This window comes from Flavobacterium sp. AC274 (assembly GCF_979258275.1).
Window position 1 is genome coordinate 342,256 of the sequence record NZ_OZ409852.1, and the last position, 13,098, is coordinate 355,353.

Below are 13,098 nucleotides of genomic sequence, written 5' to 3' on the forward strand. Positions count from 1 at the left end.
ATGAATTTTCAATCCCACAAATCATTGCTTCAAATTCGTTTAGGCAAAAAAATCGCGTTGTGTTTTATTGTCTGTGCCAATTCCTTATGGATTCACGCGCAGGAAATAACTTCGCCAAACAAAAATATTTCCTTAAAATTTGAATTAAAAGAAGGCGGAGTTCCGTCTTACCAATTATCATACAAACAAAAAGCAGTTATAAAGCCAAGTTCTTTGGGTTTAGAACTGCAAAATTTGCCTTCGTTTATGGATGGTTTTACCATCACAAATACAGCACAATCCTCTGTTGATGATTCTTGGAATCCTGTTTTAGGTGAAGAAAAAACAATACGCAATAACTATAACGAATTGGTTGTGACTTTGGCTCAGGCTAAAAACAATAACAGATATATTAGAATTCGTTTCCGTTTATTCAACGACGGATTAGGTTTTAGATATGAATTTCCAAAGCAAAATGATTTGAGTTATTTTGTTATAAAAGAAGAACGTTCTGAATTTAATCTGGCTGGAAATCATAAAATTTTCTGGATCCCGGGAGATTATGATACCAATGAATATGCGTATACAACTTCGAAAATTTCTGAAGTTCCTTCGTTGATGAAAAAAGCGACGATCGAAATCAATTCGCAATGGCCGATAAAAGAATTATCAGTGCAAACGCCAACTATGATGAAATCTGACGACGGTTTATATATCAATATTCACGAAGCAGGATTAATCAATTATCCGGCAATGTATCTTGAAGTTGATGCTGTAAACAACAAAATGAAAAGTCATTTGGCGCCAGATGCTGTTGGAGCAAAAGGATATATGCAAACCGATGCGCAATCGCCTTGGAGAACCATTGTGGTAAGCGATAAAGCAACTGAGATTTTAGCATCCAAATTAATTCTGAACCTCAACGAACCAACAAGCTACAAAGATGTTTCGTGGATAAAACCGGTAAAATACATCGGGATTTGGTGGGAATATTTCGTTGCCGGAAAAAGTACATGGGCTTTCGGAAAAGAAAACAATGTAAAATTAACTGATGATTTCACGAAGCTTACGCCGAATGGAAAACATGGAGCCACAACAGAACGCGCAAAAGAATACATTGATTTTGCTTCTAAAAATGGTTTTGATGCAATCCTTATTGAAGGATGGAACATTGGTTGGGAAGACTGGATTGGAAACTGGAAAGAAGAAGTTTTTGATTACGTAACCGCTTATCCTGATTTTGATGTAAAAGCTATTCACGCCTACGCTGCTTCAAAAGGAGTGAAAATTATCATGCACCACGAAACTTCAGGATCTGCAACCAATTACGAGCGTCGTTTAGATCGTGCTTTTCAATTTATGAATGACAACGGTTATGATGCTGTAAAAACAGGTTATGTAGGGAAAATTATTCCGCGTGGCGAACATCATGACGGACAATGGATGGTCAATCATTACATTAACGTAGCCAAACGTGCCGCCGATTATAAAATTATGATTGACAGTCACGAAGCGGTTCGACCAACGGGTTTACACCGAACTTTTCCTAACTGGGTTGCTCAGGAATCTGCGCGCGGAACGGAGTTTGAATCTATGGGAGGTTTAGCACCGGATCACACTACTATTTTACCATTTACCCGTTTAATGGGTGGACCAATGGATTATACTCCGGGAATTTTCCAAACTGATTTATCTTATTACGGAACAGGAAGTTCACAGCGTGTGAATACGACTTTGGTAAAACAATTGGCGTATTATGTTACGATGTATAGTCCGTTGCAAATGGCGGCAGATATTCCGGGGAATTACGAGCGTTTTCCAGATGCATTCCAGTTCATTAAAGATGTTGCTGTAGATTGGGATAACAGTTATGTTTTGGAAGCAGAACCTGGAGATTACATCACAATTGCCCGTAAAGCCAAAGGAAAAGATGCCTGGTTTCTTGGTGGAATTACAGATGAAAATGCCAGAACTGCCAACATTACTTTTGATTATTTACCTGCCGGAAAAAAATTCATAGCCACAATTTATGCCGATGCTAAAGAAGCGAATTGGGACAAAAATCCACAAAAATATACGGTGACTAAAGTTGTTGTAACCTCAAAAACAATTTTAAAACAGTATTTAGCTCCGGGCGGAGGTGTTGCCATCAGCATCAAAGAAGGAAATGCATCAGAATTAAAGGGATTGAAAAAGTTATAAATTACTAAGTTTTTTTGCCACGAATTCACGAATTTTTCAAAATTAAGATTTTAAATAAATGCTTAATTCGTGAATTCGTGGCTAAAAATCTATGCTCTTTTATGGGCGAAAATTAAGAATTATACTACTTGAAAACTATTAACCACAAAATGTTTGTCGAATTAAAAAAACAATGCGAGTGAGAATGAATTTTAGTTAAGATGCCGACAAGCATGCAAAAACCGAAATTATGGAAACTACAATTACCACCAGATTTTTTCATTTCACGAAAACACTAATCTGTTTTCTATTATTATTTGCAAGTTCCCTTTACGCACAAGATCCGCCTCAGTACGGAACACCATTTGCAGGCGTTCCGGATACTCGTGACGTAAACATGTATCAAGTACATATTCGTCCGTTTAGTGCCAACGGAAACTTAGCCGGAGTAACCGCCCGATTAGATAATATAAAAGCACTTGGTACCAATGTTATTTATTTAATGCCCATTTACCCACACGGAACCGATTCCAAAAGTTCGCCTTCACCTTATTGTATCAAAGATTTTAAAGCCGTAGGATCAGAATATGGTTCACTTGCAGATTTAAGAACTTTGGTTGATGGCGCTCACAGCCGCGGAATGGCCGTTATTTTAGATATTGCCATCAACGGAACTTCCTGGGATAATGCATGGACCGTTTCGCATCCTGAGTATTATCTGCGAAGCGGAACAACCATCCAGCAATTAGGAAACTTTTCAGATATAGCCGCTCTGGATCTTAATAGTTCCGCTACAAGAAATGCCATAAAAGATGCCATGCGTTATTGGATTCTGGCAGCAAACGTCGACGGATACCGTTGTGATTATGCTAATAATCCTCCGCTTGATTTCTGGTCAGAAGTTATCGGAAACATCCGTGGAATTTCGTCTCATAAACTATTAATGTTAGCCGAAGGAGACAGACAAGCCAATTTTACGGCAGGTTTTGATATGAATTTTGGCGACAGATGGTTTTGGAATGCCTTAAAAGATGTTGCTGCCGGAGGTCCGGTTTCGCAGCGTTTTCAAACAATAAATGATTACGAATATGCAAATGCAACGGGTTCAAATCAAGCCGTTCGTTATACTGGAAATCATGATACATATACGAATGATAATGGTGTACAAAGGCCTTTTGTAATCTTCAACAATCATAACGGAATTGTGGCAAACTTTTTAGTTTCTGCTTATATGAAAGGCGTTCCGTTTTTAATGAGCGGTCAGGAAATTGATTACGAACCAAAAACAGATTGGCCATGGCAGGGATTCAAATTCAACTGGTCGCAAAACCCAACTGCGGCAGCCGATTTTGCTAAAATTCTAAACTTTAGAACCGCAAGCGCAGCGATCAGACGTGGAGATTTAACGATGTATGCAAACGATGATATCAGTATTTTTACTAAAACATTAGGTACTGAAAAAGTAATCGTAATGTCGAATTTAAGAAATGCTTCAAAATCGTATGTAATTCCGGCTGCATTGGCGGGAACTTATGTAAATCCGTATAACAATAATGCTTCAGTAACTTTAACTGCTGGCGCAACAAGATCGTTTGCCGCTTACGAATATTTGGTTTTAACGAATACAAATGCACCTGTTGTTGCAGTTACAGGAGTTTCTGTAAATCCAACTTCAGCAACGGTTGGTTTAGGATCTACACAACAATTAAATCCAACTATTGCTCCGGCAAATGCAACAAATCAAAACTTAACCTGGACATCGAGCAATACTGCAGTTGCCACAGTAAATGCATCCGGATTGGTTACAGCGGTTTCTGCAGGAACAACAACAATTATAGTAAAAACGGTTGATGGAAATAAAACTGCGACTTCAGCTATAACAGTGGCATCGATTCCGGTAGCTTCTGTAAGTGTTACGCCAACCACGGCAAGTTTGTATGTTGGAAATACACAACAGCTTTCGGCTACAATTACTCCTGCAAATGCAACAAACAAAACGGTAACGTGGAGTTCCAGTAATACAGCAATTGCAACTGTAAATTCGTCTGGATTGGTAACTGCAGTTTCGGCAGGAACAGCAATTATTACGGCAAAAACTCAGGATGGAAATAAAACCGCTACGGCAACTATTACTGTAATTCCGAATACTAATTTTACGGTGTATTTCTATAAACCATCAAATTGGGGAACCGGAATCAAGATTTATTATTGGAGTGCTTTACCAACCGGAGTTTTGGCAGATGCTTCATGGCCGGGCGTAAACATGACCAATGCCGGAAATGGCTGGTACAGCTACACATTCACGAATGTAACTTCAACTAATTTAATTTTTAATGACGGAACAAGTCAATCTGCAGATTTAAGCAGAAACAAAACGGGTTGGTATATGAACGCAATCTGGTATGATTCTAATCCGGGAACAGGTGTCGCGGTAACCAGTGTGAGTATAAGTCCATCTTCTACTTCATTATCAGTTGGAGCTACACAGCAATTAACCCCAACGGTTCTTCCGGCAAACGCAACAAACAAAAATGTTACTTATAGTTCTAATAATACGGCTGTAGCAAGTGTAAACAGTTCTGGTTTAATTACCGCTATAGCGAATGGAACAGCAACAATCACCGTTACAACAGTTGATGGAAGTAAAACAAGTACTTGTACAATAACCGTTTCGACCACTTCAACCGGTGGAACATATTATACAATAAAAAACAGGTGGACAGGCGCTTATTTATCTGATGCCGGTGCAAATGTTGGTTACGGAACAACAGTTTCCGGCAACAGTTATAAATGGCAAAAAATTGCAATAGACGCCACTTATTTTGTATTAAAAAATGTAGCAACAGGAGAATTAATTAATATTGAAGGTCAAACCGGAAGTGTACAATCTAATATTACCGATACCACTTTTTGGAGTGCACAATGGTCAAGCGATTATATCGATGGAACATGGACAAGATTAAGAAACAGATGGCAGTCCGGAAACATTATTCATGTTGAAAACCAAACCGGATCTGCGCAATACGGAAACTCGCAAGATGGCTGGTTTAGCGCACAATGGCAACTAGAACCAACAACTGTTGGAACAGGGAAATCTGCTTTAAAAATTGATGCCGTTTCTGAATCTGAAAAAGTAGTTGCTATTTATCCAAATCCTTCTACAGATAATTTTCAGGTTTTATTACCTGAATTAGAAGCTGGAGATTCGGCTTTAATTACGGTTTCTGACATGAATGGAAGAATTGTTTTAAAAGAAAGACTTTCGGCTTCTGGGCAAATTAATCATCATTTAACTTCTGGAATTTATATTGTAAATATTAATTCTAAAGATTTGAATGTGAATAAAAAACTGATTGTTAAGTAAGTTTTTTTAGCCACGAATTTCGAATTAGCTCGAATGAATATTTGCTTAAAAAGTAAGCCCGAATGAAATTTTCATTTGGGCTTACTTTTTTGTTTGCAATGAATTTCTCTAATTAGCACTAATTTTTTTATGTGTAAACTAAATTTAATTCGTGGGGATTTGTGACCCGAGCGATAGCGAACAGGCGAAGCAAATGCGTGGCAACCTTTTTTAAAACGAATAATTTAAAGCTACTCCAAAATCATCTTTTGATGTTAATGTATTCCTATTAATAGCAGGTTTAAAAGCTAATTTTTCACTTACATTAAATTGGGATAAAGCAGCGTCAATATTAGCGTCGATTATATTTAAAATATAAAACCCAACAACAAACAAAGCCGATAAATCTCTGTTTCTCTGAAATTGCTTTTGAGCAGTTATTAATTGACTTTCACTTAATCTGGACAAATATTCAGAATCACTTGTGTTTCCTGCAAGTCTGTTTTTGTATTCGTCTCTGTAAATATTATAGTTTTTCTGACTGTCAAAATAAAAATAAGCGCTTGTTCCAATAGCTCCATAAACTAAAGGAAGTTTCCAGTACTTTTTATTGTATATCTGTCCTAAACCCGGAAAAATAGCCGAATAAAATGCGGCTTTTGCCGGACGAAGCGGATCAATGGTTTCAGATTTTAAAGTGTCAACAGCTATAATTTGTGGTTTTTCCTGAGCAAAAATTGAAGTTAATCCAAAAAATAAAAACAAAAGGATAATGTGGTATTGCATATAAAGTTGGTTTGGAAATTTCATCCAAAGAAACCTTATTACTTCTAAGTTTTTTCTTAAGTAAAAGATAAATAAAACTTAATATTTAGATTAGTTTTTTCGCCACGAATTCACGAATCAATTTTGAAATAATTCGTGAATTCGTGGCTATCATTTAAGATAATTTATTCCTCAAACAATTCCATCAATTCCAAGGCTCGTTTTATTGATTTTACATTTTCGAAAGTCAATAGCAAACGTAGTCCGTTTACGGTTTGTTTTTCTTTCATTTTACAAAGCGAACTATGCTTTTGAATAAATTGCAAAACGTTTCTGAACTTAGACGATTGATAATAATCTGATTGCTGATCTGAAACAAAATAACCAATCATTTTGCCTTGTTTCAAGACTAATTTTTCAATTCCCACTTTTGTAGCAATCCATTTTATACGGATGCTATTTAGTAATGCTGTTGCTTGTTTTGGTAATGGCCCGAAACGGTCGATTAGTTTTCTTTCGTATTCCTGAAGTCCGGCTTCGTCTTTTATCCCGCCCAATTCGTTGTATAAGACCAAACGTTCTGAGACATTATTAATGTATTCATCCGGGAATAAAAGCTCAAAATCGGCATCGATCTGAATTTCTTTTACGTATTCTTTGGTATCGATATTATTTTCTTCCGGATATAAATCTTTGAATTCGTTTTCTTTTAATTCTTCGATAGCTTCGTTCATGATTTTTTGGTACGTATCAAAGCCAATTTCATTGATGAAACCACTTTGTTCGCCACCTAATAAATCTCCCGCACCACGAATTTCAAGATCTTTCATCGCAATGTTGAAACCGCTTCCCAATTCACTAAATTGTTCCAAAGCCTGAATACGTTTTCTGGCATCTTCGGTCATAGAAGAATATGGCGGACAGATGAAATAACAGAATGCTTTTTTGTTACTTCGCCCAACACGTCCACGCATTTGATGCAAATCTGACAATCCGAAATTGTTGGCATTGTTAATGAAAATCGTGTTCGCATTTGGTACATCCAAACCACTTTCGATGATTGTGGTTGCTACCAAAACATCAAAATCTCCGTTCATGAAAGCCAGCATTAATTCTTCCAGTTTCGCTCCGTCCATTTGTCCGTGACCAATTCCGACTCTGGCGTTTGGTACCAAACGCTGGATCATTCCTGCCACTTCTTTAATATTTTCAATGCGGTTATTGATAAAGAAAACTTGTCCGTTTCGTTGAATCTCATACGAAATTGCATCGCGGATTACTTCTTCATTAAAACCAACAACATTCGTTTCTATCGGATATCGATTTGGCGGAGGCGTTGTAATTACGGATAAATCGCGCGCAGCCATTAACGAAAACTGAAGCGTTCGCGGAATTGGTGTTGCTGTTAATGTCAGCGTGTCAACATTTGCAGCAATCGTTTTTAATTTATCTTTTACGTTTACGCCAAACTTTTGTTCCTCATCAACAATCAATAAACCTAAGTCTTTAAAAACCACATTTTTGTTAACCAATTGGTGTGTTCCGATGACAATATCGAGTTTTCCTTCGGCTAAATCTTTTAAGGTTTGCGTTTTTTGTTTTGCTGTTCTAAATCGGTTTAAATAACCAACAGAAACCGGCATATCTTTTAACCTTTCTGTGAAAGTTCTGTAATGCTGGTACGCCAAAATCGTGGTGGGCACCAAAACGGCAACTTGTTTGCTGTTATCAACCGCTTTAAAAGCAGCACGAATCGCAACCTCTGTTTTACCAAAACCAACATCACCACAAACCAAACGATCCATTGGGCGATCGCTTTCCATATCGGCTTTTACTTCCTGCGTAGATTTGGTTTGATCCGGCGTATCTTCATAAATAAACGAACTTTCTAATTCGTTCTGCAGATAACTGTCTGGTGCAAATTGAAACCCTTTTTCCAATCGGCGTTTTGCATATAACTGAATCAGGTTGAATGCAATATGTTTGACGCGCGCCTTGGTTTTTTGTTTTAATATTTTCCAGGCGTTCGATCCTAATTTATAAATTTTTGGAGGCGTTCCGTCTTTTCCGTTGTATTTGGAGATTTTATGAAGCGAGTGAATGCTTACATACACAATATCATTATCAGCATAAACCAATTTTATGGCTTCCTGCGTTTTACCTTCAACCTGAATTTTCTGTAATCCGCCAAACTTTCCAATTCCGTGATCTATGTGTGTCACATAATCGCCAACCGAAAGTGCGGTTAATTCCTTCAGCGTAATATTTTGCTTTTTAGAATAACCATTTTTGATGTTGAATTTATGATAACGCTCAAAAATCTGGTGATCCGTATAAGCCGTTATTTGATTTTCTTCGTCAATAAAACCCTGGTAAAGAGGCAGTACAATAGTATTATACTGTTTTCTGATGTTTTCAGAATTCGCTTCATCAAGCGATTCAAAAATATCATGAAAGCGTTTTGCCTGCGTTTCATTCGAACAGAACAAATAATTTTTATATCCGTTAAAATGATTTTCGCTCAAATTATTCAGCAATAAATCAAATTGTTTATTGAAGGATGGCTGAGGCTGAAAATGAAATTCGAATTTTTTTGTCGTTTTAAAAATGGGTTTTGAAGCCAATTCTACAATCGAAAAATCCAAAGCTCGTTTAATAAACGAACTCTGATTTAAAAATAATTGTTCGGGAGTTGCATGCTTTATTTCTCCGGAAAGTTTTCCAAAAGCTTCTTCTGCTCTTGCAAATTGTTTATCTAACTGACTAAAAAGTCCGTCGGTATTTTGAATAAAAATTACCGTTTTCTCGGCAATATAATCTAAGAAACTTTCACGGTTTTCCTGAAATATTTTGTTTTCAACATTCGGGATAATCGTAATTTTTTTATGTGTTTCTACAGATAATTGTGTTTCTACATCAAAGCTTCTGATACTGTCAACTTCATTTCCAAAAAACTCAATTCGATACGGATGATCATTTGAAAAAGAAAACACGTCTACAATTCCTCCACGAACCGAAAATTCTCCTGGTTCTGTAATAAAATCAACTCTTTTAAACTCGTATTCAAACAAAACTTCATTAATAAAATCAATTGAAATTTTATCGTTTAAAGCCACTTTCAAGGTGTTTTTATCTAATTGCTGACGCGTAACTACTTTCTCAAAAAGAGCTTCAGGATACGTAACAATGATGGCTGGTTTTTTCTTGAATTTATTCGGTTTAAAACCTCAGCGCGAAGCAAAACATTGGCATTATCTGTTTCATCAACCTGGTACGGACGACGAAATGAAGCGGGATAAAACAAAACATCCTGCTCGCCAATCATTTGTTCTAAATCATTTAAATAATAAGCCGCTTCTTCTTTATTGTCTAAAACAACTAAAAAAGGCAATTCGGTTTTTTTGAAAACTCCGCGGATTATAAACGAAACAGCCGATCCTAACAATCCGCTAAGATGCATTTTTACCTGATTCTGCTCCAGTAATTGTGTGGCAATCTGCTGTGTTTTAGGCAAATTGTCATACGTAGTATATAAGGCGTTTTTACTCAACTTTTGGTGAATTTTGATCTATATTTCGTGGCGGCGGCATTATGGGCGCTGCTGTTGTGTTCGGAATGGCACGTGTTGTATCTAACATTCTCAGGAAATCTTCTTCTCCTTGTTCTTTCGGAATCTTACTTTTCTCTACAATTTTGTCAAACTGTCTTTCTAAAGAAACCATTTCCTTATTTATTTCTCCAATTAAAAAAGTAACCTTTTCATCCGGAATTTGATTTAAATGAATAAATAAATCCATCATTTTGACTTTGGTAATCAAAATTGAAATTCGCGCTTTTATTTGTGGCTGATTAAATTGCGCCGGAATATTGTTGTTTAAAGCCATCGCTTTTTTTGAAATTGCTGCTGATTTTTTTGAAATGCACCAATTGTCTTTCTCGGTTTCTCTCCAATTTCTTTTAAAAAATCACGCCATTCAGTCCATTCTCTTTCATTTTTTTCCGAGACTTCATTGATCGGTTCATCAATAAAAACCCAGGCTTTATTAATATTATCGAAGATTTTTTCTTTCTTTTTTGCTTCTTTTTTGTTCTCAGCTAGACGTTTTTCGTTTTCATCCTGACAAGAATTCAACACAAAAATTAAAAGTAGAAAAAGAGATATTTTATATTTCATTTGGCAAAACATTAAGCTACAAAGTTACAAAGTAAATTTACAATTACGAATTCTGATTTTCATTACAAAACGTAAACTTTAACGACTATTTAATAGCCACGAATTCACGAATTTTATTGATTTATTAATCAACCAGGAAAAAGAAAATTCGTGAATTCGTGGCAAATGTACCTCAGCAGGTTCAGCGAATAATCCAAAAAACAAACTTCATTGTTGTTAATTTTATAATTTAGTCATGTAAAAAATAAAATTATTTGCGAAAACGTTATATTTGCAAGACTAAATCTTCATAAATGAATCCAAAAATATTGATCATTGGCGCTTGCGGTCAGATTGGGACAGAGTTGACTCAAAAGCTGCGTAAGTTATACGGAACAGAAAATGTAATTGCTTCTGATATTCGAAAATTAAATACTGACGTTGTAAATTCAGGGCCTTTTGAAGTGGTCAATGCATTAGATTTTAATCAAATTGAGCATCTTGTTGAAATACATCAAATTACTGATATTTATTTGATGGCAGCGCTTTTATCGGCTACAGCCGAAAAAAATCCTGCTTTTGCATGGGATTTGAATATGAATTCTCTTTTTCATGTTTTGAATCTGGCGAAAGCAAAAAAATAAAAAAGATTTTCTGGCCGTCGAGTATTGCCGTTTTTGGTCCTACAACCCCTAAAGAAAATACCCCTCAATATACCATAATGGAACCTTCAACAGTTTATGGAATCAGCAAACAAGCGGGTGAAAGATGGTGTGAATATTACCATAATATTTATGGTGTTGATGTTCGCAGTATTCGTTATCCTGGTTTAATTAGCTGGTCTACTCCTCCGGGCGGTGGAACTACAGATTATGCGGTTGATATTTTTTATAAGGCTATCGCAGATAAAAAATACGAATGCTTTTTATCCTCAGAAACCAAAATGCCAATGATGTATATGGATGATGCGATTGAAGCGACCATCAATATTATGAAAGCTCCTGCGGAAGATATCAAAATACATTCATCATATAATTTGGCTGCAATGAGTTTTACTCCAACTGAAATTGCTGCTGAAATTAAAAAACATATTCCTGAATTTGAGATTACTTACGAACCTGATTTCCGCCAGAAAATTGCAGACAGCTGGCCGGCAAGTATTGATGACCGTTCTGCAAGAGAAGACTGGAACTGGAAACATACCTTTGATCTTGAATCTATGACAAAAGATATGATTGAACATTTGAGTTAAGCTCCAATATTCATCAACCCTTTAAGGCGTGATAATCTGAAAGTAATTCTTTAGATTATCACGCTTTTTTTATGAAAGATATTTTAAAGATAATTATTCGATTGCATAATTTCTTATTTTTGGCTGTATCAGAATAATTTCAAATTTATCTAAAATCATCAATCAAATCACAACAAAAACGTTAATCAAATGACAAATTCTTATCATCCTATCGAACAAGGCAAAAGAACTGCTATTGTCGATATTCTTCGTGGCTGGGCCATATTAGGTGTAGTTATTGGCAATTATTGCGGTCTTCCGCACATTAGTGTACCAAACGAAACCAACAGTTTTTTATCTGAAATATTATCTAAGTTTGATCAGTTTTTTTCGCAGGAAAATCATGGACTTTATTAACCATTTTATTTGGCTATGGCTTTGCTGTTTTAATTAATAATGTCACCGAAAAGGGTAAAAACCCTGTTACTTTTTTTAGCTGGCGAATGTTTTTGCTTTTTATACTGGCTTTTATTCATTCTGCTTTTTGGTTTGGGGACATATTAAAAGATTATGCTTTTTTAGGACTTGTATTATTGCTTTTTTATAAATGTTCAGCAAAAACATTAGGTATTATTTCTGCTGTCCTTATTCTTATTATTCCTTTTGTAATGGCCTATATCAAAAGCTTTAATTTTGAAAGAATAGACATTATTTCAAATCCTGAATATTTAAAATTGTATTATTCCGGAAACTGGCTGGAATTTTTTAAATTTAATTTACTGGCTTCTTTTTACCAACAAATCATTGCTCCCGGATATGCTATTACGGCACATATTGTAATGCTGGGCTGTATGCTTTTTGGGGTTATGCTTCAAAAATTAAACTTTTTTGACAGGCTGAACGAAATGAAAAAACTTTTGAAATATATACTTATAAGCAGTTTAGTTATTGCCGTTACAATTGGTATTATTTTTTTCTTGGCTATTGAATACAAAGCGGGTTTTCTTAAATTTTTCCACCCGTATTTCTGGCTGATTTTAAGTACAATGGTTTTTATCGCAACCGGAATTACGCTGTTATTCGTTAATGGAAAACTCAAAACGATTTTCAGTTATTTTGGTGCCGGCGGCAAAATGACTTTGACCAATTATATTGCTCAAAATATTCTGGCGGCTCTTATTTTTTCCGGAATTGGTTTGGGAATCAAAGCTACAATGCCCTATTGGTTTTTCTTTGCACTCGCTATTTTTGTCTTTATTCTTCAATTATTTATAAGTAAATGGTGGTTGTCTAAATACAATTACGGACCAATTGAATGGCTTTGGAGATGTGCCAGTTATCGAAAATTATTTCCGCTTAAGAAGAAAAAACAGTCGGAAATTATTTCGGAAGTAAGAACAGTCTAAAACAAAAAATGCTGAATTTATTTCGAGATTTTTTTATCTC

7 protein-coding genes and 2 pseudogenes are annotated in these 13,098 nt (G+C 35.7%); 5 read left to right on the forward strand and 4 right to left on the reverse strand.

Translation table 11 applies throughout. The features are described 5' to 3' along the window. Both ACZZZT_RS01530 and ACZZZT_RS01535 read left to right on the forward strand, forming a co-directional pair. Positions 1-2,181, forward strand: a complete 2,181-nt coding sequence (locus ACZZZT_RS01530) for a glycoside hydrolase family 97 protein (protein ID WP_463459202.1) — start codon at positions 1-3, stop codon at positions 2,179-2,181. 229 nt (positions 2,182-2,410) lie between these two features. Continuing rightward, positions 2,411-5,524: an Ig-like domain-containing protein gene (locus ACZZZT_RS01535; protein WP_463459203.1), complete on the forward strand. Its 3,114-nt coding sequence runs from the start codon at positions 2,411-2,413 to the stop codon at positions 5,522-5,524. A gap of 210 nt (positions 5,525-5,734) precedes the next feature. Here ACZZZT_RS01535 and ACZZZT_RS01540 read toward each other — a convergent pair whose 3' ends face one another. The 4 genes and pseudogenes from ACZZZT_RS01540 to ACZZZT_RS01555 form a co-directional block, all read right to left on the reverse strand. Beyond that, positions 5,735-6,289: a DUF5683 domain-containing protein gene (locus ACZZZT_RS01540; RefSeq protein ID WP_463459204.1), complete on the reverse strand. Its 555-nt coding sequence runs from the start codon at positions 6,287-6,289 to the stop codon at positions 5,735-5,737. Between the two features lie 164 nt (positions 6,290-6,453). After that, positions 6,454-9,818: pseudogene (gene mfd, locus ACZZZT_RS01545) on the reverse strand (transcription-repair coupling factor). Continuing rightward, entirely contained in the window at positions 9,811-10,152 is a 342-nt protein-coding gene (locus ACZZZT_RS01550) for a hypothetical protein (RefSeq protein WP_463459205.1), read from the reverse strand. Before ACZZZT_RS01550 ends, mfd begins: the two are co-directional and overlap by 8 nt. After that, positions 10,143-10,442, reverse strand: a complete 300-nt coding sequence (locus ACZZZT_RS01555; protein WP_463459206.1) for a hypothetical protein — start codon at positions 10,440-10,442, stop codon at positions 10,143-10,145. The genes ACZZZT_RS01550 and ACZZZT_RS01555 overlap by 10 nt, the downstream gene beginning before the upstream one ends. 293 nt (positions 10,443-10,735) lie before the next feature. On the opposite strand from ACZZZT_RS01555, the pseudogene ACZZZT_RS01560 reads away from it, so the two are divergent. From ACZZZT_RS01560 to ACZZZT_RS01570, 3 genes and pseudogenes are all read left to right on the forward strand, one after another. Then, positions 10,736-11,673: pseudogene (locus tag ACZZZT_RS01560) on the forward strand (L-threonine 3-dehydrogenase). 189 nt (positions 11,674-11,862) lie between these two features. After that, positions 11,863-12,069 carry a hypothetical protein gene (locus ACZZZT_RS01565; protein ID WP_463459207.1) on the forward strand — a complete coding sequence of 69 codons (207 nt, stop codon included), beginning with the start codon at positions 11,863-11,865 and terminating at the stop codon, positions 12,067-12,069. Between the two features lie 92 nt (positions 12,070-12,161). Continuing rightward, positions 12,162-13,058, forward strand: coding sequence for a DUF418 domain-containing protein (locus ACZZZT_RS01570; RefSeq protein WP_463459208.1), 897 nt, complete (start codon positions 12,162-12,164; stop codon positions 13,056-13,058). The last annotated feature ends 40 nt before the right edge of the window (positions 13,059-13,098 follow it).

What these genes read in the sequence shown, in the direction of transcription:
- ACZZZT_RS01540 (WP_463459204.1), bottom strand. Translation starts at nt 6,289, where the DNA reads ATGCAATACCACATTATCCTTTTGTTTTTATTTTTTGGATTAACTTCA.
- ACZZZT_RS01530 (WP_463459202.1), top strand. Translation starts at nt 1, where the DNA reads ATGAATTTTCAATCCCACAAATCATTGCTTCAAATTCGTTTAGGCAAA.
- ACZZZT_RS01555 (WP_463459206.1), bottom strand. Translation starts at nt 10,442, where the DNA reads ATGAAATATAAAATATCTCTTTTTCTACTTTTAATTTTTGTGTTGAAT.
- ACZZZT_RS01535 (WP_463459203.1), top strand. Translation starts at nt 2,411, where the DNA reads ATGGAAACTACAATTACCACCAGATTTTTTCATTTCACGAAAACACTA.
- ACZZZT_RS01550 (WP_463459205.1), bottom strand. Translation starts at nt 10,152, where the DNA reads ATGGCTTTAAACAACAATATTCCGGCGCAATTTAATCAGCCACAAATA.
- ACZZZT_RS01565 (WP_463459207.1), top strand. Translation starts at nt 11,863, where the DNA reads ATGACAAATTCTTATCATCCTATCGAACAAGGCAAAAGAACTGCTATT.